This window comes from Streptomyces sp. NPDC054866, from assembly GCF_053610745.1.
Genome location: NZ_JBSGZA010000004.1, coordinates 357,787 through 384,104, shown reverse-complemented (window position 1 = coordinate 384,104; position 26,318 = coordinate 357,787). Strand labels below are relative to the sequence as shown.

Sequence of the window (26,318 nt, the reverse complement as noted above, 5' to 3'; positions counted from 1 at the left end):
CCGCCGACCCACCAAGGGCCCTCCGCCCTCCGGTGACCGCCGCCTCACAGGAACTGTCTTGTACGCCACGGGGGCGCACCTCTACTCTGACTTTGTGCCGCTACTAAACAAAACCACGTCCGCAGCGTCGCGGGCCACTCCCCCGGGCCTCGTCCGGCTCCGTGTCGCACTCACCGTCTTCTTCGCGCTCGACGGCTTCATCTTCGCCGGATGGGTCGTCCGCATCCCCGCCATCAAGGAACAGACCGGCGCATCGGCGAGCGACCTCGGGCTCGCGCTGCTCGGGGTCTCCGCCGGTGCCGTCATCACGATGACGCTCACCGGACGGCTGTGCCGCCGCTTCGGGAGCCATCCGGTGACCGTGGCCTGCGGGGTTCTGATGCCGCTGAGCATCGCGCTGCCGCCGCTGACGCATTCGGCACTCGCGCTCGGGCTCGTGCTCCTGGTGTTCGGTGCCGCTTACGGCGGGATCAACGTGGCGATGAACAGCGCCGCCGTCGACCTCGTGGCCGCCCTGCGGCGTCCGATCATGCCCAGCTTCCACGCCGCCTTCAGTCTGGGCGGCATGGTCGGCGCCGGGCTCGGCGGGCTCATCGCAGGCTCCCTCTCCCCCACCCGCCACCTGCTCGGTCTCACCGTGATCGGCCTGATCGTCACCGCCTTCGCAGGACGCACCCTGCTGCGCCTCGAACCCCCGGCCCCGCCGAGCGACGCCCGCCGCGAGGACAGCGCCCCCCGCCGCCTCGACACCCGTACCCGCGGCCTTGTGATCGTCTTCGGCCTCATCGCCCTCTGCACCGCCTTCGGCGAAGGAGCGCTCGCCGACTGGGGCGCCCTCCACCTCGAACAGGACCTCAACGCCCATCCCGGCCTCGCAGCCGCCGGCTACTCCTGCTTCGCCCTTGCGATGACCATCGGCCGACTCAGCGGAACGACGCTGCTCGAACGCCTCGGCCAGACCCCCATACTCGTCGCCGGCGGCACCACAGCCGCCGCAGGCATGCTCCTCGGCGCACTCGCCCCCACCGTCTGGCTCGCCCTCATCGGCTTCGCCATCACCGGCCTCGGTCTCGCCAACATTTTCCCCGTCGCCGTCGAACGCGCAGGCGCCCACGCTGGACCCAGCGGCGTCGCCACCGCCTCCACACTCGGCTACGGCGGCATGCTCCTCGGCCCGCCCGCCATCGGCTTCATGGCCGACTGGTTCACCCTCCCCATCGCCCTCACCAGCGTCGCCGCACTCGCGGGCCTCGCCGCCCTCATCGGGTACACCACCCGCCACTGACCGAGCCGACGGCACCCCGGGGAAGCGCGGCGGTCAGTGGAGCGCGTAGGGCGCTGCGCCCCTGGTGCCATGAGTCCAGGAGCCTGCTCCCAAGGCGGTCCTCGAGGAAGCCCGTCGCGTGCAGACCAAAGGTGACGTCGGTTTCCAGGGCTGGTTCGGCGGCCAGGAGGCCTCCGACGACATCACGGCGTACCACCTGCTCGTGCACCGCGTCGGCCTCCACGTGCTCGTCGTAGAACCGCTGGGCGGCGGGGCCCACTCCGGTCCTGCGCAGCGCCGCGGCCAGGCGGCGCGAGCTGGGCGACGACGTCACCTCGACCGCCGCGAAGTGCCCGACCAGCGCTCCACGATGAGCACGGTGCAGCCCGAACAGGGACATGAGATTGACGGTGGCGAGGGCCTCCGCCGGGGCCGCGTCGAGGTAGTGGCCGTAGGCAGTGTCCAGGCCGAGGTCTGCCATGAGATCGGCGAACATCCCGGCATGGATGTCCTCGCCGCGCCCGGCACCGAACTCGTCGAACTCGATGGCCACCATCGCGGCCTTGGCCCTGCCGTGCAGCCGCGGAATTACCCAGGCATGCGGGTCGGCCTCCTTGAGGTGGTACAGCGAACGCAGCGCCGCGTACTCCCTGAGCTGCCACAGCTCGCCCTCGCGCTGGAGATGCTGGCTGACGCTCGACCTGTCATGTCCCGAGGGCTCCAACTGCAGGGCGTCCAGCGCCTGTTCAGCATCGTCGTGCGGCGCCACGTCGGCTCGCAGCGCGGCGAGGAACCGCTGTTCGAGGACTTGCCGCAGGGTCAGTAAGCCGGGGTCCCACTCCCGGTCGCCGCCCACGCCCTTGAATCCCTGGTAGTGGAGTTCATAGAGGACGTAGAGCGCGAGCTGGAGATCGTCCCCATAGGGATCGGCCTGCTGTGCCTGGCCCGGCGGGAGGCACGAGGGCTCGTTGCGCTGGAGCGCGGCGAGGACGTCGTCGGACAGAACGCCGCGAGGATCGGGGAGCTCGGGGCTTCGCCGACGGGGCTCGGTGCGCGGGCTCATGGAGATGTCTTCCCCTCCGTCGTGGCATGTGGTTCGTCGTCCCCCGAGGGCTTCACCCGGCGACGATGGAGCCTTCTCCCCGTGTCGTCGCCCCGGGCTGGGTGCCCCGGTGATCCCCATCCACACCTGCGCACCCACAAGCGTCGAGGAGACCCGGAAGCGTGCATGACCGAACCTGGACTCAGGGCGCCAGACCGGCCGGGCCCGGCACAGGAGGAGGTTCCATGACCGACCGCACCGCCTGCACCGCCAGAGCGGCCGTCGTCACGGGCGCTGATTCCGGCATCGGCCGGGCGACGGCCGTCCGTCTCGCCGAGGCCGGGGTGGATGTGGGGATCACCTGGCACAGCGATCAGGAGGGCGCCGAGAGGACGGCCGAGGAGGCGCGCGGGCATGGACGGCGCGCGGCCGTCGCCCGGATGGACCTGTCCCGGCTGCCCGATGCGGCACGGGTGGTCGCCGAGCTCGCCGATCGGCTGGGCCGTATCGACATCCTGGTCAACAACGCCGGCACGGGCACCGCCACCCCTTTCCTCGATCTGAAGCACGAAGACGTCGTACGAGTTCTCGACGTGGACCTCGTCGGCCCGTTCCTGTGCGGCCAGCACGCCGCGCGGCGCATGATCCAGCAGGGCGAAGGCGGTCGCATCGTCAACGTGACCTCGGTGCACGAGCACCAGCCCCGCGTCGGCGCGGCCCCCTGCTGTGCCGCGAAGGGCGGGCTCGGCCTGCTGACCCAGGTGATGGCCCTGGAACTCGCGGAGCACGACATCACCGTCAACTCCGTCGCCCCCGGCGAGATCGCCACACCCATGACCGGGCAGGAGGACACGGACGTGCACGCCGAGAGCCGCCCCGGCATCCCGCTCGGCCGTGCGGGCGACGCCCGTGAGATCGCCGCCGTCATCGCGTTCCTCGCAGGGTCCGACGCCTCGTACGTGACCGGCGCGTCCTGGGTCGCGGACGGCGGCATGGTGCGGATGGGGCCCCAGGCCGGTTCCCACCTCCGGAGCGACGAGTGGCGCCGGCCCTGAGGCTCCGGTACGCCCCGGCGCCCCGCAGCGAACTGGTCCGGGTCGAGTCCGGCCTGCCGGGTACCAGGGATGCCTGGGTCAGAAATCGTCGGAGACGGCCGGCCCGCACGAGCGGTGCGGCAGCCGATGTCCGGAAACGGAGCAGCAGGTGACGCGGAACGCGGAAGACGCCACCCCAGGCCACACCACCGGCGACCGGCGGAAGCCGGTCACCCAGCTGCCTCCGGCGGGAGATCCCATCGGGATCAGAACACAGCACGACTCCCCCGCGGATGAACTCCCCCCTGACCTCCACCAGGCCATTCTTGAAGCGGCCAAGCAGGTCGGCGCCGTACTCAAGAGGGGCGGTCACGACTTCGCCCTCGCGGGCAGCGTCGCCGTACACGCGCACGGCGGGGCCGGGAACCTCCAGCACGACGCCGACTTCTGCATCAAGCCGGAGGACGCCGAAGCGGTCGCGGCCACCCTGGACGCGGCCGGCCTCACGGTGTACGCGCCGCCGGAGGACTGGCTGCTCAAGGCCAAGTGCCTGGGGCAGGACATCGACCTCATCTTCGAGCTGGCCCACCAGCCGGTGACCGCCGAGCTGCTGGGGCGGGCATCGGAGCTGCCGGTGGACTCGGTGCAGATGCCGGTCCTGGCGCCGACGGACCTGATGCGGGCCCTGCTCGCCGCCTTCTCCGAGCATCACTGCGACTTCGGAGCCGTCCTGCCGATCGCCCGGCTACTGCGCGAGAAGATCGACTGGGAGGCGGTCCGCCGTGATTGCGGGGATGCGCCGATGCCGGCGGCTTTCCTCTATCTGCTGGAGCGCCTGCACGTCATCGCACCGAAAGGAGGAGACCGATGAACGACCAGGCACATGCCGACTATCGCATCGCCCATCTGAAGGAGCGGCTCGCCGCGGAGGAGCTGGGCGAACTGGGCATTCGCATCGAGAACCGGGGGTCGTCCGTGGTGGTCGCCGGGACCGTGCCCACGGCGCACTGCCGCGAGGAACTGCTGCGTACCGTGAACGAGGAGATGGCCGGCCTGACGGTCCACTTCGACATCGTGGTGGCCGATTCGTCCGCCCCCGACCACCCGGAGGAGCTCGCATGATCCGCGTCGCAGCCGTGGGGGACATCCATATGGGCCTCGACAGTCACGGCGTGCTCCGGCCCGCCTTCGAGACCCTCCCGGACTGTGCGGACCTGCTGCTCCTCGCGGGGGACCTCACCCGCCACGGCACGCCGGAGGAGGCGCGCGTCGTGGCTCAGGAGGTCGCCGGGCTGCCGGTCCCCGTCATCGCGGTGCTCGGCAATCACGACCACCACGACGAGCGGCCCGAGGAGGTCACGGCCATCCTGCGCGAGGCGGGCGTGCACGTGCTCGAAGGGCAGGGAACGGTCGTCGAGGTCGACGGCACACGCGTGGGCGTCGCGGGCACCAAGGGCTTCGGGGGCGGATTCATCGGCCGGAGCGGCAGCGAGTTCGGCGAACCCCTGATGAAGGAGTTCATCCGGTACACCCGCCGCCGCGCCGAGGGGCTGCGGGCGTCGCTGCTCGATCTGGCGGAGCAGGACTGCGAGGTCCGGGTGGCGCTCACGCACTTCGCGCCCGTGCCGGACACCCTGGCGGGCGAACCCCTGGAGATCTACCCGTTCCTCGGCAGCTACCTCCTGGCCGAGGCGATCGACGAGGCGGGCGCGGACCTGGCCGTCCACGGCCACGCACACGCGGGCACCGAACACGGCATGACCAGCGGCGGCGTGCCGGTGCGCAACGTCGCCCAGCCGGTCATCCGCAAGGCGTTCAACGTGTACCACCTGCCGGGGCCCGCGATGGCGAAGGCCCGGGCCGCAAGGGGCCCGGGCCTTCGCTCGCCTTGTGAGGAGTCGGACTAGACCTCGCCGCGCCAGGCGCCGGTCTCCACACCGCCTCGCTGCTCGATGAACTGCTTGAACCGTCCCAGGTCACCGCTGACCTGCCGTTTGACGAAGCCGAGCTTGTCGCCGACCGTCTCGGCCAGGCCGTCGGGGTCGTAGTTCATCTGAAGCATGACCTTGGTACGCGCGTCGTCCAGGCGGTGGAAGGTGACGACACCGGCCTGCTTGGCCTGGCCCTCCACCGTGGTCCATGCCACGCGCTCGTCCGGGATCTGCTCGGTGATGGCGGCGTCGAACTCCCGCTCCACACCGTCGATCTTCGTCACCCAGTGGGTGAGTGTGTCGGTGCGCTGTTCGATCCGCTGCACGCCCTCCATGAACTCGGGGAACGCCTCGAACTGGGTCCACTGGTTGTACGCCGAGCGGACCGGCACATTGACTTCGATGGACTGTTCGACTTGCGACACGGATGACACCTTTCCTCGTGTGCTCGCCCGGTCCCTTGTCCGCAGGGGCCGGGCGGCGGAGCACTTTCTCCCCACCCGAGTGCCCAGTACGTCCGCTGTCACTCCTGCCTCGTCCGGCATCTCGCAGTCGAATTAAGGAGCCCGATCAGGAATAGGCGGGCTTTTTCCGGGAATACTCGGGCCCTTGTCTGTGAGCCCGCCCATAGGGGCCACGTCACACGCTAATGGCGGTAGTAGAAGGCATTAGGCCCGCACAGGCCCTGTAATCGCCTCGAAGGCGCCCTCGGAAATGCCTTCTGCGTAGTCGGGTAGTACGTCACATCCTTGCGCCCCTTTCCCGTCACCGCTAACCATGGTCGACATCGCGGGGCCGGAAGTCGGACAGCGCGAATACATCGCCATACGTCGCCATTCGACCGCACCGGCCCCCGCGCCACGTCCCCCATGGAAAAGGTTCACTCCCGTATGCCCACGCGCATCAGCACCACCCGCATCGCCCGTATCCGTTCGTTCTCCGTCGCCGGTATCGCCACCGCAGGTGCCGCGGCCGCCGCCCTCACGCTGATCCCCTCGCAGGCCCAGGCCGCCGAGCCGACCGCGGCGAGCAAGAAGGTCTCCCAGGCCGCCAAGGCCGACAAGAAGTACCCCAACAACCTCGACGGCTGGATCAAGGAGTCCCTGGACATCATGAAGTCCAAGGGCATCCCCGGCTCCTACGAGGGCCTGCACCGCAACATCATGCGCGAGTCCGCCGGTGACCCCAACGCCCAGAACGGCTGGGACGTGAACGCGCAGAACGGCACCCCTTCCAAGGGGCTCCTCCAGGTGATTCAGCCGACCTTCGACGCCTACCACGTCAAGGGCACGCCGAATAACCTCACCGACCCCGTCGCCAACATCACCGCGGCCGCCAATTACGCCGCCGACAAGTACGGCTCGATCGACAACGTCGACTCCGCCTACTGAGTCAGTTCGAGATATCCCGCCGGTCAGCCCGCGGCGCCTGCTCTGATGGCTTCGCGGATGCGGAAATAGGTGCCGCAGCGGCAGATGTTGCGGATTCCGTCGAGGTCGGCGTCGGTGATGTCGCGGCCTTCGGCGGCGACACGGCGGACCAGCGCCACGGCGGCCATGATCTGGCCGGGCTGGCAGTAGCCGCACTGGACGACGTCGTGGTCGAGCCACGCCTGCTGCATCGGGTGCAGATCCTTGCCGACCGTGGCCGGGAGCCCTTCGATGGTCGTCACTTCGTCGGTGGGACCGAGGTCCTTGACCGGGATCGCGCAGGGGTTGACCGCTTCGCCGTTGAGGTGGCTGGTGCAGGCCTTGCAGACGTTGATGCCGCAACCGTACTTCGGCCCGGTGATGCCGAGGATGTCGCGCAGCACCCACAACAGGCGTACGTCGTCGGCGACGCTGACGGTGACCTGCTCGCCGTTGACGCGGAAGGTGTGCTCAGGCACGGGGATCTCCAAGCTCTCAGCGGCTGTGGTCAAGACCGTCGGTCGGGGACTGAGGGATCGGCGGGACCGTGGGCTTGGGGGTGAAGGAGAGCTTTCCGTGGTTGATCGGGAAGCTGGTGGGCATCGTGCCGATCGCGCGACCGTACGCGCAGGCGACCGCAGCCATCGACGCCGCGACACCCAACTCCCCCGCACCACCGGGCCGTTCGGACGTACTCGGCATGATGATGATCTGGAGCTCGGGCGGGGTGTTCCACTGTCGGGTGTAGAAGTAGTTGTCCCAGCTCGCTTCGAGGAAGTACCCGTCACGCAGGTGCAGACTGGAGGTCAGGGCCAGCGCGATGCCGTCCATGACGCCCCCCATCATCTGCGCTTCGAGGCCGCGCGGGTTGACGGCGAGGCCGACGTCCACCACGAAGACGACCTTGGTGACGCGTGGCCCGCTCACGCCGTCACGGATGGGCCGGTTGACGGTCTCGGGCCGGCAGTCGATCTCCACGAGGGCGGCGCTTGCCGCCTTGTACTCGGCGTGGAAGGCGATGCCCTGCGCGGTGTCGGCCGGCATCTGCCGCCCCCAGTCGCCTGCCTCGGCGGCTTTCTTCAGAACCGCACGGGAGCGGTCGTCCCGCAGGAAATCGTGCCGGAAGCGGTACGGGTCCTTGTCCATCTTGGCGGCGAGCCGGTCGACGATGAGCTCCCGGGCACACGTCACGTCGGGTGAGTAGACGTTGCGCATGCTGCCGGTGTTGAAGCCCTTGTCGGTCTCGCTGAGTAGGCGGCTGTTGAGGCCGAAGTCGTACGACATCGTCTGGCTGAGCTGGAAGAACGTCTCGGAGAAGCCGATGTCGCCGACCGGCAGCCGCGCGGCCATGGCGGTGATGATCTCCCCGAGCCCGTGGCCGAGGTCCGTGGAGACACTGGTGTGCCGCTGCTTGTAGCTCAGCACGGTGTCGCCCGCGTAGGCGACGCGTACGCGCGAGGTGGCCATCGGGTGGGTGCGGCCCTGCCGGGAGTCGTCGGCGCGGTGCCACATGAGCTTCACGGGCTTGCCGATCTTCCGGGAGGCCTCGGCGGCTTCCAGGGCCGCGTCGAAGAACAGCTTGCGGCCGAAGGAGCCACCGCCTTCGGTGACGTGCACCGTGACCTTGCCGGGAGGCAGCCCGAGCCTGGCGGCGATGGCCTGCTTGGCGACGATCGGCGATTTCAGCGACGCCCAGATCTCGGCGCGGTCCGAACGCACGTCGGCGACCGCGCAGTTGGGCTCAAGCGCGCTGTTGCCGCGGAAGTAGAAGGTGAACTTTCCCTCGACGGTCGGAGTCGGCGGCCGCAGTCCGAGCGGCAGCTCCGCCGCCTCCAGCTCCTTGAGCACGGTCTCGTCGGACTTCCCTTCGGCGCTGCCCGGTCTCCAGGCCACGCGCAGTGCCCGTACGGCGTCGATGCACTGGCCGAAGGTCTCGGCACGCACCGCGACACCGGTGGAGATCACCACGGCATCGGTGACGCCCGCCATGGCGCGGACCTCGGCGAGGTTGGCGACCGAGCCGACCTTGCCGTTGATGGTCGGCGGGCGGCACACCATCGTCGGCTTCGCGTCCGGGACGTCGAGGTCCATCGCGAACTTCTTGCGCCCGGTCACCGCCGCCAGGGCGTCGATCCTGTTGTGGGGTTTGCCGATGACGGTGAAGTCCTCGCGCGCCGTGAGCTCGACGGGCACTTTCCTGGTCCGGGTGCTCGCGGCCTTCTCGGCGAGCGCGCCGATGCCGACGCTGTTGCCGGAGCGGTCGGTGATCACCCCGGCCTTCAGCTTCAAGTCGGCTTCCTCTACGTCCAGTTGGACGGCGGCAGCCTCCAGCAGTCGCCGTCGGGCGATGGCCGCGGCGACCCGGATCGGGGTGTAGGTCGCGATGGTCGTGTTCGATCCGCCGGTGAGCTGGTTGAACACCAGCTCCGGGCGGGCGTCGGCCAGCGTGACGCGCACCCGGTCCAGCGGCACGGACAGTTCCTCGGCGATGAGCATGGCCGTCGAGGTGGTGATGCCCTGCCCGACCTCGGCCCGCGGCAGGGCGAACGACACGGTGCCGTCCTGGTGGACCTCGACCGTGATGAGGCCCGAGGTCGGCAGCGCCGCAGCGGTCATCATGTCGTTCAGGTCGAACAGTTCCGTGACGTCCGGCGACGGAATCCCCGCGTCCGCGGCGGAGGCGGCGTCGGCCGCCGGGGCGGGGCCGAGTTCGGCCGCGGCCACCAGGGTGGGAGCCGCGATGACGTATCCGAGGAACCGTCGCCGCCCGAGTGGCTCAGTCATCGTGTCAGCGTCCCGCTCTCTCAGGACGGTTGACGACGGGGATATCGATCTTCGTCTCCTTGCCCTTGGTGAGGTAGAAGAGGATGTACTGCCGGGCGGCCTCGTCGATGGCCCAGGCGATCTCGGGAACCAGCGGCCGGGGGATCAGGCCCTCGCGGAACTTCACCAGGGCCGGCCACGCGAGCTTCATCGCCGGTCCCCAGACCGGCTCACGCGGGATCTCGTCCCAGTCGGCCACCTCGTCGCCGACCAGGTAGCGCGCGAGGGCGTTGCACAGTGGTCTGCTGATGCTGCCGGGGCTGGTCTGCTCGGCGAGCTGGCCGAGCAGGATGTCGGTCAGCTCGACGCCCTCGCGGGTCGGCCCCATGGCGGGCGGCAGGATCTGGTCCGACTGGGAGTCGGCCGCGTCCCAAGTGGCGGGAATGTATTCGTCCTTGATGCCGAGCATGTGCGCTGTCACCTGCCAGACGTGCAGATACGCCGCGGACTCCGCCCCGGTGATCGGGACCTTCCAGTCGCGCATCTTACGCATGGCGAAGGTCGGCAGGGTATGCCAGGTGACCAACATGTCGTTCTGGCTGATCGGGATGTCGTCACCCCAGTGGGGAGACTGCTGGAGCAGGTGCCGGACCGCCGCGTGCACCAGGCGGGTCTTGACCGCGTTGACGACGCAATCGCCGTCTGGGCGGTACGCGTTGAGGGCTCCGACGGCGAATCCCAGGATGCTGGTCTTGGCGACGCGGTCCTCCATGTCGGCGCCGCCCTTGGAGTAGTAGACCGCGCGCGCCTCCTTCGGTATGGCGGTGCTGAGCATGCCGCCGCCCACTCCATTGAGCAGGTTGAGGTACAGCCCACGGGACTTGTTGAACTCGGCCGCGGTCTCCAGCTTGCCCTTGTCCGCCCACGAGGGCAGCTGCCGCGCCCTCTCCATGAACGCCCGCAGATCCTGCGGCAGCCCGTGCGGCAGCGGCTGGTCGTTGCGGTTCCAGTCCCAGAGCAGACGGTTGACCTCGGGCACGGCCCCGCGGTCGAGCAGCGAGGCGAGCAGCGGATCGGCCTCCTCGTCCCACACCCACCGCGGATCGCTGCCGGCACCGGAGCCCGCGACCGAACCACTGGGCGCCCAGGTCCAGTTCATCGGGGCGCGCCCCTGCGCCGGGGTCGCCGCGCCCAGCGCTCCGAGCGCCCCCAAGGCCCCACCCGAGGCCAGCATTCTGCGCCTGCTGAGCTCTGCCATGTCCTGCACTCCTCCTTGAGTTGCGTCCCTGCTCAGGACGGGCGGTTGGCCTGCGGGATCTCGATGCTGATCGGCCGCGCTTCGGAGAGGAAGAGCAGGGCTGCCTTGCGCAGGAACTCGTCGAAGGTCCAGTAGGCCTTCGGTGCGAGCGGCAGGGGCAGCAGACCTTCGCGTACGGCGATGAAGGGCCCCCAGGCCGTCTTGAGCAGCGAGTCCCAGATCACCTCTCTGGGGATCTCCAGCCATTCCGCGATCCGGTCGCCGAGAAGGAAGCGTGTGAAGGCGCCGAGTACGTGCTTGCTGACGATGCCGCCGTCGACTTCGGAGCCGAGGTTGAGCAGGATGTCCGCCAGCTTGATGCCCTCGGGTGTCGGCGCGAGGACCGGGTCGAGGACCTGCTCGGCCTGGGAGTTGGCCTCGTCCCACGAGGCGGGGATGTACTCGGTCTTGATGCCGAGCAGGTGCGCGCTCAGCTGCCAGGAGTGCAGGAAGGCCGCGGACTCGGCGGCGGGGATCGGCACCTTCCACGCGGTCAGCTTCTGCATGACCGTCGTGGGCAGGCTGTGCCAGGTGACCATCATGTCCCGCTGGCTGATGGGGATTTCCTCGTCGGCGGCGTCGGCCCAGTGCGGGGACTGCGGCAGCAAGTGGCGTACGGCCGCGTGCACGAGCCGGGTCTTGACGCAGGTCACGATCATTTCGCCGTCGGGCTGATAGGCGTTGCGGGACCCGATGTCGTACCCGAGTTTGGCGGTCTTGGAGATGCGGTCCTTCATGTCCGCGCCGCCCTTGGAGTAGTAGACCGCGCGTGCCTCCTTGGGGATGACCGTGCTCATCATGCCGCTGGCCAGGCCGTACAGCACGCCGAGGTACAGTCCGCGCTTCTCGTTGAACTCGACCGCGGTGGCCAGCTTGCCCTTGTCGGCCCACGACGGCAGCTGACGCGCCTTCTCCATGAAGTCCCGCAGGTCCGCGGGCAGTTCGGCCGGCAGTGGCTGGCCGTTCTTGGTCCAGGTGCGTAACAGCGCGTTGACCTTGGGGACGTCGCCCCGGTCGAGCAGTGAGGCGACCAGCGGGTCGGCCTCCGGGTCCCACACCCACCGGGGGTCCTCGCCCGCACCGGCGCCCGCCACCGAGCCCCTGGGGGACCACGTCCACGGTACGCGCGCCTGCGCGGGTGCCGCGGCGCCGAGGGCGCCGAGCGCGCCCAGCGTTCCGCCCGCCATCAATACGTTGCGCCTGCTGAGTCGGTCCATTGCTCCGAACTCCTCCTAGAGCCCTGAAGTCGCCGGCCTGGTACTGTGAAACACATTGAGTATCTGTGTATCCACAGAGGAGCACAGTCGAACCATGAACGCCAGAGGCGGCACAGAATCAGGCGAGGCCCTCATGAACCCCTCGGTCCCCCGGTCGCTGCTTGAACTCGCCTTCACCGAGGCCGTCGAAGGCATCGAGGGCCTTGAAGGCGCCGAAGGTGTCAAAGGTGGCGCCCCGGACGACGAGATCACCACGCGCCTGCTCGACGCCGCCTACGAGCAGTTCTGCCGCATGGGCATCAAGCGCTCCACCATGGCGGACGTGGCACGCCTCGCCGGGCTCTCCCGGATCACGGTCTACCGCCGGTTCGCTTCCAAGGAGGCGCTGGTCGAACAGGTCGTACGGCGTGAGTTCCGCCGGTACTTCGACCAGTTCATCGTCGAGATCAAGGACGCCGGGTCCGTCGCCGACCGGGTCGTCCTGGGATTCGTGAGCTCATTGCGCGCCATCCGCTCCAACCCGCTCATCGGCGGCTTGCTGACCGTGGAACCGGACGCCGTCGTGCCGTCGATGACCACTGACGGGGGCCGGACACTGGCCGGCGTCCGGCAGTTCGTCGCGGGCAGGCTTCGCCAGGAGCAGCGCGCGGGCAACCTGTCCGGCGAGGTGGACGTGGACGTCGTGGCGGAGATGATGGTCCGGGTCTCCACGTCCTTCCTGGTCGTCCCCAGCCAGATCATCGACCTGGACGACGAGGGTCAACTGCGGGCGCTGGCAAGGCAGTTCCTGGTCCCGATGCTCTCACCACCGGACCAGGCACCTGACCATCCGTGACGTGAGCGCTCTGCCTTCAGCACGTACCGGCCGTCCGCCCTGCAGTCCGTTCTCAGGCGGGGCCGTTCTCGTCGAGGTCGCCGACGAGGGCTTCGAGCTGGGCGGCGAGATCGGGGCGGGTTCGCTCCACGTACGGGCGGGCCGCGTTCAGTGGGTCGATCAGGGCCGCGGGGTCGTCGTCGGCGAGAGCCGCGTCGAGATGGCCGACCGGGACCCGGGCTTGCGGCGCGAGTCCGGTGAGGGCGGTGACCTGGCCGGCGAGGCGGCGCAGGGCGGCGGCATTGGTGCGGGCCCAGGCGGTGCGGGTGCGGTCGGCGGCACGGCGCTGACGGGTGGCTTGTACGCGCTGCTCGCCGGTGCTTCCGGTCGGCCCGGGGCGCTGGCGCAGGTAGCGGCGTTCGGCGGCCTGGCGGCTGGCGACCCCCAGAGGCTGGGCGAGATCGGCCCAACTGGCGCCCGCGTGGCGGGCGGTCTCGATCAGGCCTGCTTCCCACGCGGCGAGCTGTTCACGGACCTCGCGCAGCAACAGCAGCGAGGCCAGGGCCTGTTCCGGGTCGGTGTCGCCGGTGTCGTCGGTGGGCGACGCGTCCGCGGCCTCCTGTCCGGCGACCTGCATGGCGTCGCGGATGGCCTCCAGGGCAGAGGCCGCGGCCGGGAAGGACGCCGGATTCCGGCCTTCGGCGTGGGGTGGGTTCGGCGGGCCGGTTGCTGCCATGAGGGCCTCCTTCTTCGGTGTCATCACTTGGATGACATCTAGCTTGTCATCCATTGGACGACATGCTACAACGGGAGGCAGGTGAAGCGCATTGGCAGGTACTGCCCGAACCTTCAGGAGGTGTTTCGCGATGTTGATGCGCACCGACCCCTTCCGCGAACTCGACCGCCTCGCCCAGCAGCTGGTCGGCCCCGGCACCTGGTCACGGCCGTCCGCGATGGCCATGGACGCCTACCGCGAAGGCGATGAGTACGTGGTGGCCTTCGATCTGCCCGGCGTCACCGCCGAGGCGATCGACATCGACGTGGAACGGAACATGCTGACCGTCAAGGCCGAGCGCCGGCCGGTCACCAAGTCCGAGAACGTCCAGATGGAGCTGTCCGAGCGGCCCCTCGGCGTGTTCTCCCGCCAGATCGTGCTGGCCGACGCGCTGGACACCGAGCGCATCCAGGCGGACTACGACGCGGGGGTGCTGACGCTGCGCATCCCGATCGCCGAGCGTGCCAAGCCCCGCAAGATCTCCATCGGGAACGAAGAGTCCCGCAAGCAGATCCGCGGCTGATCCTGAGCCGCTGACCAGTGGTGCGGAGGACGGGCCGGCCTCCCCCTCGCCTCCGTTCTCCACACCCGCCCCGACAACCCCTGCGACGAGAAAGGCGCGCACTCAGCCATGTCCGTGACGTTCGAACGGCCTGCACCCAACCGGCCCCACCCCGCGATGACCTTCCGGCAGATGCTGGAGAAGGTTCGCCGCGAAGGCGCCTACCCCACACAGGAGCGGGCCGAGCAAGCCGTCCAGCTGGTCCTCGGCGGTCTGGGCAGGCAGCTGACCGGGGATGAACGCGTCGAACTGGCCGCCCGCCTGCCCGTCGAGGCCGCGCGCGTCCTCACCGCCCAGATCCCCGCCACCCAGCCCCTCACCGGCTGGGGCTTCGTCAAGGATCTCGCCACCCGAGCCGGCGCGAGCCCCGCCACCACACGCTGGGACACCGGCGCTGTCCTGGCCGCCGTCGCCGTCCTTGCGGGCCCCGATCTCCTGACCCGCATCCTGGCCCAACTCCCCTCCGGCTACGCCCTCCTGTTCGGCCGAGCCGAACTGATCCAGGCCGCGTAGGCCGCGCGAGGCACCGCACGGCGCTCAGGGGGATCTTCACGCGCGCGTACCCGGTTCGGCGTCCGGCAAGCGGCGAACCTCTCGAACGCCTGCGAGGGTGAACAGGAATGAGAACGGGCGGGCCGGGTACCGGAGAGCCGCCGCATGCGACGCGGACTGCCGCGTGCGCCGAGGGCTGGAGAGCCGAATGGCCGTAAGACACCGATTGATCAAGCGGTCCGTGGCCGACGTCTGGGCGGTCCTCGCGGACGGGTCACGCTACGGCGACTGGGTGGTCGGCACGTCCCGTTCCGAGCCCGGGGAAGGCCGCTGGCCCGAGGTCGGCTCCAGCATCACGTACACCGTGCGGGTGGGGTGGCGGACCCTGTCGGGGACCACGACCGTCCGGCGGTGCGAGGAGCCCGGCATTCTGGAACTCGAGGCCGACAGCGGCTGGCTCGGCACCGCGCGGATCGCCGTCGACGTACGGCCCTGGGGCAAGTACGCCCTGGTCATCGTGGACGAACACCCGCTGGACGGGCCCGGCGGAGCGCTCCACAACGCGGCCGTGGACGCACTGATCCAACTGCGGCACCGCGCCATGCTCGCCCGGCTCGCGGACGTCGTGGAGAACTCCCCGGAGCGTGCGTACGCATCGGCCTGAGAGCCGGTCGAGCAGATTGCCGGAGTGGCCGCTCGACCAGTTCGAGCGAACGTCAGGAGTCAGGGATGCCGGACGCGGTGGTCATCGGCGCGGGGCCCAACGGTCTCGTCGCGGCGAACCTGCTCGCCGACGCCGGGTGGAGCGTGGAGGTCCTCGAGGAACAGGAGGAGCCGGGCGGCGCCGTCCGCAGCGACCGCGGGGTTCATCCCGACTACGTGAACGACCTCTTCAGCGCCTTCTATCCGCTGGCCGCGGCCTCCCCGGTCCTCGCCGACCTGCAGCTCCAGCAGGAGGGCCTCAGCTGGAGCCACGCTCCCCGCGTCCTGGCGCACCCCCTGCCGGACGGCCGGTGCGCGGTCCTCGCCCGCGGTGCGGCGGACACGGCGGCGGGCCTTGACGCCTTCGCGGCGGGCGACGGAGCCGCCTGGCTCAGCCTCTGCGCCACCTGGAACCGGGTGGGCCCCGACCTCCTCGGGGCTCTGTTCACCCCGTTCCCGCCCGTACGGTCCGGGATCCGCCTCGCCGCCAAGCTCCGGGGCGCCGGCGGTGTGCGGATGGCCCGGACCCTGGCGCTGCCGGTCCGGCGCCTCGGCGAGGAGGAGTTCCGCGGCGAGGGCGGCCGGCTGCTGCTCGCGGGCAACGCGCTGCACGCGGACCTCGGCCCGGAAGCGGCAGGCAGCGGAGGCTTCGGCTGGCTGATGTCCATGCTCGGCCAGACGTACGGCTTCCCCGTCCCGGTCGGCGGGGCGGGCGCGCTCACGTCGGCCCTGGTGCGGCGGCTCGAACGGTACGGAGGCGTGGTCCGCTGCAAGGAGCGCGTGAGTGAGGTCGTCGTACGGTCCGGGCGCGCGGTCGGTGTGCGCACCGCAGGCGGCGAGAGCGTGCCGGCGTCCCGTGCGGTTCTCGCGGATGTTTCCGCACCGGCGCTGTTCGGCGGCCTGGTCGACGCACGGCATCTGCCGGGGCGGCTCCTCGGGGATCTGCGCCGGTTCCATTGGGACTTCGCGACCTTCAAGGTCGACTGGGCGCTGAGCGGCCCGGTGCCGTGGACGGCGCGCGATGCGGCCACGGCGGGGACGGTCCATCTGGCCGACGGCGTCGACGGCCTCACGCGGTTCGCGGCACAGATCGCGATGGGGCAGGTGCCCGACCGTCCCTTCCTGCTCTTCGGGCAGATGACCACCGCCGACTCCTCCCGCTCACCGGCGGGCACCGAATCGGCCTGGGCCTACACGCATGTCCCGCAGCGGATCAAGGGCGACGCGGGTGACGACGGCCTGACCGGTTCCTGGGACCGGCGGGAACAGGAAGTGATGGCGGACCGCATGGAGAACGAGGTGGAACGCTGGGCGCCGGGATTCCGCTCCCGCATCAGGTCCCGGCGTCTCCTCGCCCCGAACACCCTCCAGGCCATGGACGCCAACCTGCACGGGGGCGCGATCAACGGCGGCACGGCATCGGCCCACCAGCAGTTGGTGTTCCGCCCCACCCCGGGCACGGGCCGCCCGGAGACCCCGGTCAAGGGCCTCTACCTCGCGTCGGCCGCCGCTCACCCCGGTGGCGGCGTCCACGGTGCTCCCGGCGCCAACGCCGCCCGCGCCGCGCTGCGGGGCCGGATCGGCCGGCGTCTTCGACGGGGCTGACCTCAGCGGGGCCTCGTCGAGGTCCCCGCGGCGCGCCCGCCGGGCCCGAGCAGGCCCGTGGACGTGAACTCCGAGCGCGTCAGCTCCTGGCGTGCGTACCTGCTGACGAGGGGCGGCAGCCCGGCCCGCACCACTTGCAGGGCCCGCAGCCAGCCCGGCACGTACACGGTGGCCGCCCGCTGTTCGACGGCGTCCGCCAAGCGGCGGGCCACGTGGTCCGTGGCGTAAACCTTGCGGGCCGCCGGAGGCATGTGCGCGCGGAGTTCGCGCAGCACGGCGTGCTGGTCGGCCTCGCGGACGATGTCCGTGTCGGTCCAGCCCAGGTAGGCGGCGCCCACTCCGACACCCCGAGGGGCGAGTTCCGCGCGCAGGGAGTGGCTGAAGGACTCCACGGCCGCTTTGGAGGCGCAGTAGGCGCTCATCAGCGGTGCGGCGCTGATGGAGGCAAGGGAAGCGATCTGGAGGAAGTAGCCGCGGGTATGGAGCAGTTGGGGCAGAAAGACCCGGGCGGTGTTGGCGCTGCCCACGACATTGACGTCGATGACGCGTCGCCAGACGGCGGGATCGGAGTCGACGAACGGCCCGCCCTCGGCGACCCCCGCGTTGGCGACGACGACCGATGCGGGGCCCTGACGTTCGCGTACCTCCTCGGCCACGCGCGCCATCGCGTCGGCGTCGGTGACATCCACGTGCCAATGCCGCGACTGCGTAGGAAGCTCATGGGCGACACGGGCGAGTGACTCCTCCTCCAGGCCGAGCAGTGCCACCGCGGCTCCCCGGGCGGCGAGCTCTCTGGCGACGGCCTCGCCCACACCGCGTGCGGCGCCGGTCACGACAGCTGTGCGACCGCGCAGGACGTGCTTCCGGTCGGTCACGAGAACTCCTCCGGGTGGGACGGCGGCGACGGGCGCTCCACCCGCCAGGACGCACAGGGTCATGGTGGCAGGCGGCGCCGACGGCCGCATACCAAGCGGCGGAGGGCCCAAACACCGGGTGCGTGCGGCACACGTCACAGCGCCGGGTGGCGTCCGGCGTCCTCTCGTGGGCACACTGAACCTGAGGTCAGGAAGCGGCCGCGCCCAAAAGCCCTGCTTCCATGGAGCGAGTGTTGTTCTTCCTCGACCGCCATCCACACGAAGCGCGCCTCGCGGAACTCCGCCTGCCGTGACGCGTGAGGTGGCGCGTGCCCGCGCGTGCAGGATGGGGCCAAGCCCCCCTGTGCCGCAGCCTGTTGAGACTTCCGTCGAGGGAGCCCACCACTGCTCGTCGAGAGCGAAGGAGACCCTGCCGTGCTGATGGCCGACCCGAGGATACTGCGCGACCTGCTGGAGCAGTACGAGGCCCTGAGTGCGCTGCATACGAGCAACGGCGCCCTTGAGGCCCGCCGGAGGCTCGAGGACATCGCGTACACCCTCTGCGTCACCACCGGCACCCGTGAGGTGGAGTCGGCGCTCGTGGCCGCCCGGGCGCGAGTGGCCATGGCTGACGGTGAGCCGGGGGCCCCGCAGCCCGTGTGAGGGCATGGGGACCGCCGGGGCCGCCGGGGCCGGGTTTCAGGGTGCCGTGAGGAGAGCCGCGACCAGTTCGTCCAGGCCCAGCGCCGCGCTCTCCTCGGCGACGGGCAGCAGAGCGTACGTCTCGCGGACGAACGCCTCGACCTGCGCCCGCTCAAGTTCCCCCCGGACGCGTCCGCCTGGGGACGTGAGAGTCACCAGTACCCGGTGAGGCCCGTTCGGCCGGATCACGACATCGCCTTCGCCCGCGCGCGCTCGGAGCCCCGCGGCCAGCAGATCCCTGGAGAACACCCAGGTCGTCGGGGCCCTTTCCGCCGCGGGCGGCGGAAAGGTGAGGGTGACGGCCAGAGGATCCTTGGTGGTGTACGTGAGGCTGAGCTCGGCTTCGATCACCAGGTCGAGGGCGTCCACGCACAGGTGGGACGCGATGGGGCAGGTGAGGCTGGAGTCCATGGGACACGGGGTTCCCGGCAGCCGCACATGCATGCAGGGCAACAGTGCGTCTTCGTCGAGGATCCCGTCGGCCGTGGCCGGTCGATGGCACCAGCATCAAACCTTGTGCACGAATTACACACAACCCCTCTACATACTCATCCCCATGGTCTAAATTGACCGTGCTTCAGCTGTTCAGGCACAAAGCGACCAGTATTGATCTTGTTCAAGTGGCGTTGAAACAGCCGGAGTTGTCATGCGCGGGAGGCCGGGGGGCCTCCCGAGGGGGAGGAACAGCGCGGCGCGGGGGGCGGGGGCTTCCCGAGAACAGTGATGGGCGAGCACGTCGAACCACTGGCGACCTGGGGGGTCCCGTGCAACAGGGGGAATTAGTCAGCCCGTTACCGTCGGAACGCGGGCATCTGGCGAACGGGGCGATCAGCCGGCCCGCGATCGACTGGGAACAGCGGTACCGCCGTACCGTGATCGTCAGCGATACGGTGGCCACCGCCTTCGTGGTGGCGGCGATCGGCAGCTTCTTCGGGGCCCGGGACGCGGCCAACTGGCACGAGAAGTGGGGGATTCTCGCCTTCGGCACCGAGCTGCTCGTGCTGGGAGCGCTTGCGGTGAGCAGGGCATGGGCTCCGGCCACGCTCGGCCAGGGAGCCGAGGAATTCCGCCGGCTCGGACGCTCACTGTTCACGGCGGCCGTCATACTCGCGCTCGGAGGCATCGCCCTCACCTCGCGCAACATCAAGCTCTGGATCTTCGTCGCGATCCCCGCGATCGCGCTCATCACCATGACCGAGCGGTATCTGCTGCGCCTCTGGCTGCACAAACAGCGGAAGGAAGGGCAGTGTCTGCGCCCGGTGCTCGCCGCCGGGAGCCCGGCCACCGTACGCGATCTGATCACCCGGACCCGCAAGTTCCCGCACCTCGGCTGGCGGGTGGAGGCGGTGTGCACGCCGGACGGTCTCGGGCTCGACGGTGACCAACTGGACGGAGTGCCGGTCGTCGGCAGGCTGACGGACGTCGCGGGCCACGTCCGCCGCGACGGCTACCGCGTCGTCGCGGTCACATCGGACCCCGACTGGTCACCGGACGGCCTGCAAAGGCTGGCCTGGAACCTCGAAGGCAGCGATGCCGAGATGGTCGTGGCACCCGTGCTCATGGAGGTGGCGGGACCGCGGCTGCACGTCGACGCGGTGCTCGGGATCCCGCTGCTCCGGGTCAGCATGCCGACCTTCACCGGGGGCCGCAGGGTGGTCAAAGGGGTCGTCGACCGGATGGGCGCGGCGGTCCTGTTGCTGCTGTTCGCGCCGCTGATGATGCTCGTGGGCCTGCTCGTGCTCGTGGACAGCCGGGGCGGGGCGCTGTACCGCCAGCGAAGAGTCGGCAAGGACGGCCGCGAGTTCACCATCTTCAAGTTCCGCACCATGGTCGTCGGCGCCGACGCGGCACGTGACGCGCTGGCCGACCGCAACGAAGGCGCGGGCCTGCTGTTCAAGATCCGCCGGGATCCGCGGGTGACCCGGGTGGGAACGGTGTTGCGCCGGTACTCGCTCGACGAACTCCCGCAGCTTTTCAACGTACTCGCCGGATCGATGTCGCTCGTCGGTCCGCGGCCGCCGCTGCCGGAGGAGTCCGCCGCGTACGGCCCGGACATCCGGCGGCGGCTCCTGGTCAAGCCCGGGCTCACCGGCCTGTGGCAGATCAGCGGACGCAGCGACCTGCCGTGGGAGGAGGCGATCCGGCTCGACCTGCGGTACGTGGAGGACTGGTCGCTCGCCCTGGACACAGTGATCTTGTGGAAGACGCTGCGTGCGGTGCTCCACGGGCAGGGGGCCTACTGATGCGCGGGGGGCTGCGGCCCAACTGTCAAAGCGGCGCACGGAAGGCAGGCCGCAAGGGCTTGCCCGGGGGGAGGAACGGGTTGTGAGAGTCAGTGTCTTAGGGCTCGGTTACGTGGGCTGTGTGTCGGCCGCGTGCCTGGCAGGGATGGGTCACGAGGTCATCGGGGTCGACGTGAACCAGGTGAAGGTCGACCTGGTCAACGACGGCAAGGCCCCGGTGGTCGAGGAGCGGATCGGCGAGCTCGTCGCCGAGGCCGTGCGGACCGGGAAGTTACGCGCCACCGGCGACGTCCGCGAGGCCGTCATGAACAGCGACGTGTCGCTGGTCTGCGTGGGCACGCCGTCGGAGCCCAACGGCAGCCTGTGCACCACGTACTTGGAGCGGGTCACCGAGCAGATCGGCGCCGCGCTCGCCGAGGCGGCCGAGGAAGGGGGCCGGCACACCGTCGTGTTCCGCAGCACCATGCTCCCGGGCACCTGCCTGAACCTGCTTGTGCCGATCCTGGAGAAGAACGTCGGCGGCACGGCAGGGGTGGACTTCGGGGTCGCGGTCAACCCGGAGTTCCTGCGCGAGGGCACGAGCGTGCGGGACTTCTTCGACCCGCCCAAGACCGTCATCGGCGAGCTCGAACCGGCGAGCGGCGACGTGGTGGCGTCTCTGTACGACGGTCTGCCCGGCGAGGTGTTCCGCGTGCCGGTCCCGACAGCCGAGGCGATCAAGTACGCGGACAACGCGTTCCACGGCCTCAAGATCGGCTTCGCGAACGAGCTGGGCGCGGTGTGCCAGGCGCTCGGGGTGGACTCGCACCAGGTGATGGACGTGTTCCTGGCCGACCGCAAGCTGAACATCAGCCCCGCCTATCTGCGGCCGGGCTTCGCCTTCGGCGGCTCCTGCCTGCCCAAGGACCTGCGCAGCCTGGTCCACGCGGCGCGGCGGGCCGACGTCTCGGTGCCCATCCTCTCCCACGTACTGCCCTCCAACTCCGACCATCTGCAACGCGCGGTGGAGCTGGTCGAGCGCACCGGCAAGCGCCGGGCGGGCCTGTTCGGGCTCTCCTTCAAACCCGGTACCGACGACCTCCGCGAGAGTCCGCTCGTCGAGCTGGCGGAGAGACTCTTCGGCAAGGGCTACGACCTGAAGATCTACGACGCCAACGTGAGCCTGTCCCGGCTGCTCGGCGCGAACCGCGAGTACATCGAGACCCGCCTTCCGCACCTCGCGCAGCTCCTCGCGAACTCCGTCGAGGAGGTGCTCGAACACTCCGAGGTGTGCCTGGTGGGAACCAGGGACCCGGCCGTGCTCTCGGCACTGCCCCATGGCGAGGGTCCGGTGATCGTCGACCTCATCCACCTACCCGACGCCGAGGCGCGCCGGAATGAACCGGGGTACATAGGCCTTGCTTGGTAACACATCGTCTGGTGACACATCGTTCGGCAGCACATCGTCTGGTGACACATCGCTTGGTGGCACAACCGGCGGCGACCGGCGGAAACGGCGCGCGCTGATCCTGGTGGAGAACCTGTCCGTGCCGTTCGACCGGCGGGTGTGGCAGGAGTGCACGACGCTGCGCGACGCGGGCTGGGAGGTCCACGTCATCTGTCCCCGGGGGGAGAAGCGGGACACGGAGCCGGAGGCGGTGATCGACGGGGTGCGGATCCACCGCTACCCGTTGCGCGCGGCCACCGGAGGTCCTGCCGGCTATCTGCGGGAGTACGGATCGGCGCTGTGGCACACCGTCCGCCTTGCCCGCAAGGTCGGCCCGGTCCACGTGGTCCACGCCTGCAACCCGCCCGACCTGCTGTTCCTGCCCGCACTGTGGATGAAGCGGCGCGGCGCGCGGTTCGTCTTCGACCAGCACGACCTGGTGCCCGAGCTGTACCTCTCCCGGTTCGACCGCGGCAAGGACCGGCTCTACCGCGCGGTGTGCGCCCTTGAACGGCTGACCTACAAGGCGTCGGACGTCGTGCTCGCCACGAACGAGAGCTACCGGGACGTCGCGGTGCGCCGCGGCGGCCGGCGCCCCGAGGACGTCTTCGTGGTGCGCAGCGCGCCCGACACCGACCGGTTCCAACCGGTGCCGCCCGAGCCGGAGTTGAAGCGCGGCAAGCCCCATCTGCTGTGCTATCTGGGGGTCATGGGGCCGCAGGACGGCGTCGACTACGCCTTGCGGGCCCTCGCGAAGCTGCGTGACGAGCTCGGACGTACCGACTGGCACGCGGTGTTCGTCGGCGGCGGCGACACCTTCGACGCGATGGTGGAGCTGTCCCGTCGGCTCGGCCTGTCGGAGCAGGTGCAGTTCACCGGGCGCGTTCCGGACGCCGACCTGGTGCGCTATCTGTCCTCCGCGGACGTGTGCCTCTCCCCCGACCCGCGCAATCCGCTCAACGACGTGTCGACCATGAACAAGGTCCTGGAGTACATGGTGATGGGCCGGCCGATCGTCTCGTTCGACCTCCGGGAGGCGAGAGTCTCCGCCGGTGACGCCGCCCTCTACGCGCCCGCCAACGACGAGGCCGAGTTCGCCAAGCTCATCGCGCTGCTCCTCGACGACCCGGAACAGCGGGCCCGCATGGGCGAGATCGGCCAGGAGCGGATCAACGGGCAGCTTGCCTGGCGGAACTCGCAGGCGTCGCTGCTCGCCGCCTACGCCGCGGCCTGCCGCGAGCACACTTCGGTGTCCGCGGGCGGCCCGGCCCGGAACGTGCGGAGGCCGCGCCGTTGAGCGATGACACGATACGCCTGGTCACGATCGGGCGGATCTTCCGTCGGCGCCGGCGGCTCCTCGCCGTCGTCGCCGTGCTGGGCGCCCTCGTCGGCTACGGCGCCTCTTTGGTGTTCCCGCCGAGTTACACCACGTCGGCTTCGGTGCTCCTGCCGGGACAGTGGGAGGAGCGCGAGCTGCTGACCCAGGCGGAGATCGCGACCAGTTCGGAGGTGGCCGACCGCGCCGCCGCCACGCTCGGTTGGTCCGGCGTCAGCGGCACCGAACTGCGGGATCAGGTGAGCGCCGAGGCCGCCGACGGGAACATCATCAAGATCTCGGGTACGGCCGAGACGCCGGGCCGCGCGCAGCGGCTCTCCGACCAAGTGGCCAAGGAGTTCGTCACCTTCGCCGCACGCCTCGCGGGCGACTCCACCGACTCCGAAGAGGCGACGGGGCCCGAGGCACTGCGGGAGGAGGTGGTGCAGACCAACCGCCGCATCACCGATCTCGCCAATGCGGCCGATCCGGGGCAGACGGTGGAGAGCGTGCAGGTCCGTACCGAGCTCGAGAAGCTGCGCACCGCGCTGGCGGAGGCCATGAAGAAGCTGGACCAGGCCGACCCGGCGACGGACAAGGCCAACATGGTCGTCATGGGGTCGGCCGCCCGGCCGACCGGCGAGGCGCCGCCGACGAGGACGCAGCTCATCATGGCAGGGGCCCTGCTGTTCTTCCTGCTCACGGTCATCGGCCATCTCGTCGCGGCACGGGCGAATCGCCGGCTGCGCACCGAACAGGAGATCGCCGCGGCCCTGGGCTCCGCGCTCATCGGCACCGTCGACGTACTTGATGAACGGTCCGCGCACCGACCGCAGGGCCGTGGCACGCGGGCCCGGATCCGCCGGCTCCTCGGCGTCGACACGCGGTGGGACGTTCCGGCTCCGCAGGCGTCCGGCGACGAGGCCGGCAGGCGGATCCGCTACCGGCGGTTGTGCGCTCGCCTCAGAAATCAACTACCGGCTCCCCGGCGGCTGCTGGTCGTCGTACCGGACAGCGACGAGATCGCCCGCCGGGCCGCCGGACAGCTGGTCACCGAGGCCGCGAGCGACCCGCTGCTGCGGGTGGCGGAAGTCTCGGTGGAGCGGCCGATGGTGCCCGACCGCGACACCGAGTCCGGCGCCCTGGTCGTGCTCAGCGCGGGCAGCTGGACCGCGGCGGAACTCACCGGCATCGCGGAGGCGTGTGCGGACGCGGGGCACGAGATCGCCGGCATCGTCGTCGCCGCAACGGTCCTGGCCCGCCCGGCGCGCACCGCCGGACGTCCCGCGCAGCACGCCGCACCGGCGCTCGCGGGCCGCGACGACGCGAGGGGAGGTTCAGCGTGACGACGAGCGAGACTTCGGAGTCGTCGACGACCACTCCGCTCTTCGACCTACAGGCGCTGGTGGCGGCGGTACGCAGGCGCAGGCGCCTCTGGTGCTCCCTGGCGCTCCTCGGACTCCTTGTCGGCGCGGCGGTGGCGGTCCTGCTGCCGCCGCCACCGTCCGCCGTGACCAAGGTGCTTGTCACGCACGAGGAGGACCAGCCGAACGACACCGGGACGCTGATCCGCACCGACGTCGAGCTCCTCGGGACGACGCGGATCGCCGGCAAGGCCCTCAAGTCCCTCAAGTCCCCCGAAAACCCGGAGGACTTCATGCGGGACTACCGCGGCACCGGCCTGACCAACAACCTGCTGCAGATCGATGTGACGGGTGACAGCGACGCGGATGCGGTGGCCCGGGCCAAGGCGCTGGCCGACGCGTTCGTCGATGACCATGTGAGGCGGATGCGGGAGACCGCGAAAGCCAAGTCCAAGGCCCTGCTCGACCAGCGTGACCGCATGCGGGGCGAACTCGCCGAGGTCAACAAGGAGATCGGGGACCGATCGCCGGAAAGCGACCCGAAGGAGTCGGCGAGCGTCGAGTCGCTCTTCGCGCGCCGGGCAGAGCTCATCTCGCGGATCGCCGATTTCGACGAGCGCGCCGCGGAGGCGCGCACCGGCACGCCGCAGATCGTCTCCGGCACGCAGATCGTGGACGCGCCCCGCGCGGTGCGGCACTCCCTGCCCAAGGCTGCTGTCACCAACGCCGCGATCGGGTTGCTCCTCGGACTCGTCCTCGGACTCGCGGTGGCCGCGGTCGGCGCCGTGGTGGCCGGCCGACCCGTGCTGCGCCGGGAGATCGCGGCTCACCTGGGCGCCTCGGTCATCGCGGAGCTGCGCCCTGTGCCCCGTTGGCGGGCCGGGCCGTGGCGGCGCCGGAAGAGCCGGGCGGCCCACGAACGGCTCACCACGACCCTGGCCCGCACCGTGCGCGGCTCCGCGGAACCGGTGTCGCTGCTCGAACTGGGCTGCGCGCGCGGCACGAGCGTGATCGCCCTGGACGTCGCCAGGGCGCTGGCGGCGGAAGGGCCGGTGGTCATCGTCGACGGGCTGCCAGGACCGCAGCTCGCCGACAGCCGCCGGAAGCCGGGCGACCCGGCCGTGGTCAGCGGCGAGCGTGCCGCGGCCGTGGAGCGCCAGGAGCGCAGGCTCGGCGTCGGCTCGGTCGCGCCCGGCACGGCGTGGACCGACCTCCAGTACCTCGGCGGCCAGACCGTGCTCGTCGTGCGTGCCGGGCACGGCAGCGCCGACTGGCTGCACACCGTGGCGCGGCAACTCGCGGACCAGCGCATTCCGGTGATCGGAGTGGTGCTGATCGACCCCGATCCGCGCGACCGGACCGACGGCACGCTGTGGGACGGCCTGCACATCGCGCTGCGGGGCCACAGCGAGCGCCTCGCCCGGCAGAACGAGATGGGCCAGCTGCGGACGGAGCGGCCTTCCTGGGCCGTACGAGTCCCGGACACCGACCAGGAGGCGCGGTAAGA

General features: G+C 70.4%; 26 protein-coding genes. 17 read left to right on the top strand and 9 right to left on the bottom strand.

From position 1 onward, the window contains the following. Positions 1-94 precede the first annotated feature (94 nt). A complete protein-coding gene (locus ACWGI2_RS22495; RefSeq protein WP_453697179.1) occupies positions 95-1,285 on the top strand; it encodes an MFS transporter in 1,191 nt (396 codons plus the stop codon). Here the strand turns inward: ACWGI2_RS22495 and ACWGI2_RS22490 are convergent. Beyond that, positions 1,260-2,327: an iron-containing redox enzyme family protein gene (locus ACWGI2_RS22490; protein WP_453697177.1), complete on the bottom strand. Its 1,068-nt coding sequence runs from the start codon at positions 2,325-2,327 to the stop codon at positions 1,260-1,262. The two genes, ACWGI2_RS22495 and ACWGI2_RS22490, sit on opposite strands and share 26 nt — an antisense overlap. Positions 2,328-2,551: 224 nt before the next feature. Here ACWGI2_RS22490 and ACWGI2_RS22485 point away from each other — a divergent pair, with 224 nt between their 5' ends. The 4 genes from ACWGI2_RS22485 (at position 2,552) to ACWGI2_RS22470 (ending at position 5,247) form a co-directional block, all read left to right on the top strand. After that, a complete protein-coding gene (locus ACWGI2_RS22485; RefSeq protein WP_453697176.1) occupies positions 2,552-3,361 on the top strand; it encodes an SDR family oxidoreductase in 810 nt (269 codons plus the stop codon). Positions 3,362-3,509: 148 nt separating this feature from the next. Further along, the gene (locus tag ACWGI2_RS22480) at positions 3,510-4,211 is read left to right on the top strand and encodes a nucleotidyltransferase family protein (protein ID WP_453697175.1); all 702 of its coding nucleotides are present in this window, start codon (positions 3,510-3,512) and stop codon (positions 4,209-4,211) included. Continuing rightward, on the top strand, positions 4,208-4,462 hold the full coding sequence (locus ACWGI2_RS22475; RefSeq protein WP_453399713.1) for a hypothetical protein: 255 nt from the start codon (positions 4,208-4,210) through the stop codon (positions 4,460-4,462). Before ACWGI2_RS22480 ends, ACWGI2_RS22475 begins: the two co-directional genes overlap by 4 nt. Continuing rightward, positions 4,459-5,247: a metallophosphoesterase family protein gene (locus tag ACWGI2_RS22470; protein WP_453697174.1), complete on the top strand. Its 789-nt coding sequence runs from the start codon at positions 4,459-4,461 to the stop codon at positions 5,245-5,247. The genes ACWGI2_RS22475 and ACWGI2_RS22470 overlap by 4 nt, the downstream gene beginning before the upstream one ends. Here the strand turns inward: ACWGI2_RS22470 and ACWGI2_RS22465 are convergent. Then, positions 5,244-5,696, bottom strand: a complete 453-nt coding sequence (locus ACWGI2_RS22465; RefSeq protein WP_453697172.1) for an SRPBCC family protein — start codon at positions 5,694-5,696, stop codon at positions 5,244-5,246. The two genes, ACWGI2_RS22470 and ACWGI2_RS22465, sit on opposite strands and share 4 nt — an antisense overlap. A 465-nt stretch (positions 5,697-6,161) precedes the next feature. Between ACWGI2_RS22465 and ACWGI2_RS22460 the strand changes: the two genes are divergently transcribed. Next, positions 6,162-6,662, top strand: a complete 501-nt coding sequence (locus ACWGI2_RS22460; protein WP_453399716.1) for a transglycosylase SLT domain-containing protein — start codon at positions 6,162-6,164, stop codon at positions 6,660-6,662. 23 nt (positions 6,663-6,685) lie between these two features. Here ACWGI2_RS22460 and ACWGI2_RS22455 read toward each other — a convergent pair whose 3' ends face one another. From ACWGI2_RS22455 to ACWGI2_RS22440, 4 genes are read right to left on the bottom strand one after another with little or no spacing between them, the layout of a single operon-like run. Then, entirely contained in the window at positions 6,686-7,159 is a 474-nt protein-coding gene (locus tag ACWGI2_RS22455) for a (2Fe-2S)-binding protein (protein WP_453697171.1), read from the bottom strand. A gap of 16 nt (positions 7,160-7,175) precedes the next feature. Further along, on the bottom strand, positions 7,176-9,464 hold the full coding sequence (locus ACWGI2_RS22450) for a molybdopterin cofactor-binding domain-containing protein (RefSeq protein WP_453697169.1): 2,289 nt from the start codon (positions 9,462-9,464) through the stop codon (positions 7,176-7,178). Between the two features lie 4 nt (positions 9,465-9,468). Then, positions 9,469-10,701 carry an oxygenase MpaB family protein gene (locus ACWGI2_RS22445; RefSeq protein ID WP_453697168.1) on the bottom strand — a complete coding sequence of 411 codons (1,233 nt, stop codon included), beginning with the start codon at positions 10,699-10,701 and terminating at the stop codon, positions 9,469-9,471. 32 nt (positions 10,702-10,733) lie between these two features. Then, positions 10,734-11,957 (bottom strand): oxygenase MpaB family protein, encoded by a 1,224-nt coding sequence (locus ACWGI2_RS22440; RefSeq protein ID WP_453697167.1) that lies wholly within the window; start codon positions 11,955-11,957, stop codon positions 10,734-10,736. Positions 11,958-12,051: 94 nt separating this feature from the next. Between ACWGI2_RS22440 and ACWGI2_RS22435 the strand changes: the two genes are divergently transcribed. Next, positions 12,052-12,792: a TetR/AcrR family transcriptional regulator gene (locus ACWGI2_RS22435; RefSeq protein WP_453697166.1), complete on the top strand. Its 741-nt coding sequence runs from the start codon at positions 12,052-12,054 to the stop codon at positions 12,790-12,792. A 52-nt stretch (positions 12,793-12,844) separates the two neighbouring features. Here ACWGI2_RS22435 and ACWGI2_RS22430 read toward each other — a convergent pair whose 3' ends face one another. Further along, positions 12,845-13,507, bottom strand: a complete 663-nt coding sequence (locus tag ACWGI2_RS22430; RefSeq protein ID WP_453697164.1) for a type III effector protein — start codon at positions 13,505-13,507, stop codon at positions 12,845-12,847. A 130-nt stretch (positions 13,508-13,637) separates the two neighbouring features. Here ACWGI2_RS22430 and ACWGI2_RS22425 point away from each other — a divergent pair, with 130 nt between their 5' ends. From ACWGI2_RS22425 to ACWGI2_RS22410, 4 genes are all read left to right on the top strand, one after another. Further along, a complete protein-coding gene (locus ACWGI2_RS22425) occupies positions 13,638-14,069 on the top strand; it encodes an Hsp20/alpha crystallin family protein (RefSeq protein ID WP_453399722.1) in 432 nt (143 codons plus the stop codon). A 108-nt stretch (positions 14,070-14,177) separates the two neighbouring features. Next, positions 14,178-14,621: a DUF2267 domain-containing protein gene (locus ACWGI2_RS22420; RefSeq protein ID WP_453697163.1), complete on the top strand. Its 444-nt coding sequence runs from the start codon at positions 14,178-14,180 to the stop codon at positions 14,619-14,621. Between the two features lie 187 nt (positions 14,622-14,808). Beyond that, positions 14,809-15,264 (top strand): SRPBCC family protein, encoded by a 456-nt coding sequence (locus ACWGI2_RS22415; protein ID WP_453399724.1) that lies wholly within the window; start codon positions 14,809-14,811, stop codon positions 15,262-15,264. 65 nt (positions 15,265-15,329) lie between these two features. Then, positions 15,330-16,907, top strand: coding sequence for a phytoene desaturase family protein (locus ACWGI2_RS22410; RefSeq protein WP_453697161.1), 1,578 nt, complete (start codon positions 15,330-15,332; stop codon positions 16,905-16,907). 2 nt (positions 16,908-16,909) lie between these two features. Here ACWGI2_RS22410 and ACWGI2_RS22405 read toward each other — a convergent pair whose 3' ends face one another. Then, positions 16,910-17,782, bottom strand: a complete 873-nt coding sequence (locus ACWGI2_RS22405; RefSeq protein WP_453697160.1) for an SDR family oxidoreductase — start codon at positions 17,780-17,782, stop codon at positions 16,910-16,912. A 414-nt stretch (positions 17,783-18,196) separates the two neighbouring features. Between ACWGI2_RS22405 and ACWGI2_RS22400 the strand changes: the two genes are divergently transcribed. Then, positions 18,197-18,424, top strand: a complete 228-nt coding sequence (locus ACWGI2_RS22400; RefSeq protein WP_453697158.1) for a DUF5133 domain-containing protein — start codon at positions 18,197-18,199, stop codon at positions 18,422-18,424. 36 nt (positions 18,425-18,460) lie between these two features. On the opposite strand, the gene ACWGI2_RS22395 is transcribed toward ACWGI2_RS22400, so the two are convergent. Further along, on the bottom strand, positions 18,461-18,874 hold the full coding sequence (locus tag ACWGI2_RS22395; RefSeq protein WP_453399728.1) for an SsgA family sporulation/cell division regulator: 414 nt from the start codon (positions 18,872-18,874) through the stop codon (positions 18,461-18,463). Positions 18,875-19,227: 353 nt separating this feature from the next. Between ACWGI2_RS22395 and ACWGI2_RS22390 the strand changes: the two genes are divergently transcribed. The 5 genes from ACWGI2_RS22390 (at position 19,228) to ACWGI2_RS22370 (ending at position 26,316) form a co-directional block, all read left to right on the top strand. After that, positions 19,228-20,706, top strand: coding sequence for a sugar transferase (locus tag ACWGI2_RS22390; protein WP_453697156.1), 1,479 nt, complete (start codon positions 19,228-19,230; stop codon positions 20,704-20,706). A gap of 82 nt (positions 20,707-20,788) precedes the next feature. Further along, positions 20,789-22,114, top strand: coding sequence for a nucleotide sugar dehydrogenase (locus tag ACWGI2_RS22385; protein WP_453697155.1), 1,326 nt, complete (start codon positions 20,789-20,791; stop codon positions 22,112-22,114). 100 nt (positions 22,115-22,214) lie between these two features. Next, positions 22,215-23,429, top strand: a complete 1,215-nt coding sequence (locus ACWGI2_RS22380) for a glycosyltransferase family 4 protein (RefSeq protein WP_453697702.1) — start codon at positions 22,215-22,217, stop codon at positions 23,427-23,429. Beyond that, positions 23,426-24,793, top strand: coding sequence for a Wzz/FepE/Etk N-terminal domain-containing protein (locus ACWGI2_RS22375; protein ID WP_453697153.1), 1,368 nt, complete (start codon positions 23,426-23,428; stop codon positions 24,791-24,793). Before ACWGI2_RS22380 ends, ACWGI2_RS22375 begins: the two co-directional genes overlap by 4 nt. Further along, positions 24,790-26,316, top strand: coding sequence for a Wzz/FepE/Etk N-terminal domain-containing protein (locus ACWGI2_RS22370; RefSeq protein WP_453697151.1), 1,527 nt, complete (start codon positions 24,790-24,792; stop codon positions 26,314-26,316). Before ACWGI2_RS22375 ends, ACWGI2_RS22370 begins: the two co-directional genes overlap by 4 nt. Positions 26,317-26,318: the final 2 nt, after the last annotated feature.

Bases quoted from the DNA above. Each gene is read 5' to 3' on its own strand.
- ACWGI2_RS22395 (WP_453399728.1), bottom strand. From the start codon at position 18,874: ATGGACTCCAGCCTCACCTGCCCCATCGCGTCCCACCTGTGCGTGGAC.
- ACWGI2_RS22425 (WP_453399722.1), top strand. From the start codon at position 13,638: ATGTTGATGCGCACCGACCCCTTCCGCGAACTCGACCGCCTCGCCCAG.
- ACWGI2_RS22410 (WP_453697161.1), top strand. From the start codon at position 15,330: ATGCCGGACGCGGTGGTCATCGGCGCGGGGCCCAACGGTCTCGTCGCG.
- ACWGI2_RS22415 (WP_453399724.1), top strand. From the start codon at position 14,809: ATGGCCGTAAGACACCGATTGATCAAGCGGTCCGTGGCCGACGTCTGG.
- ACWGI2_RS22420 (WP_453697163.1), top strand. From the start codon at position 14,178: ATGTCCGTGACGTTCGAACGGCCTGCACCCAACCGGCCCCACCCCGCG.
- ACWGI2_RS22440 (WP_453697167.1), bottom strand. From the start codon at position 11,957: ATGGACCGACTCAGCAGGCGCAACGTATTGATGGCGGGCGGAACGCTG.
- ACWGI2_RS22450 (WP_453697169.1), bottom strand. From the start codon at position 9,464: ATGACTGAGCCACTCGGGCGGCGACGGTTCCTCGGATACGTCATCGCG.
- ACWGI2_RS22470 (WP_453697174.1), top strand. From the start codon at position 4,459: ATGATCCGCGTCGCAGCCGTGGGGGACATCCATATGGGCCTCGACAGT.
- ACWGI2_RS22430 (WP_453697164.1), bottom strand. From the start codon at position 13,507: ATGGCAGCAACCGGCCCGCCGAACCCACCCCACGCCGAAGGCCGGAAT.
- ACWGI2_RS22460 (WP_453399716.1), top strand. From the start codon at position 6,162: ATGCCCACGCGCATCAGCACCACCCGCATCGCCCGTATCCGTTCGTTC.
- ACWGI2_RS22475 (WP_453399713.1), top strand. From the start codon at position 4,208: ATGAACGACCAGGCACATGCCGACTATCGCATCGCCCATCTGAAGGAG.
- ACWGI2_RS22490 (WP_453697177.1), bottom strand. From the start codon at position 2,327: ATGAGCCCGCGCACCGAGCCCCGTCGGCGAAGCCCCGAGCTCCCCGAT.
- ACWGI2_RS22485 (WP_453697176.1), top strand. From the start codon at position 2,552: ATGACCGACCGCACCGCCTGCACCGCCAGAGCGGCCGTCGTCACGGGC.
- ACWGI2_RS22435 (WP_453697166.1), top strand. From the start codon at position 12,052: ATGAACGCCAGAGGCGGCACAGAATCAGGCGAGGCCCTCATGAACCCC.
- ACWGI2_RS22445 (WP_453697168.1), bottom strand. From the start codon at position 10,701: ATGGCAGAGCTCAGCAGGCGCAGAATGCTGGCCTCGGGTGGGGCCTTG.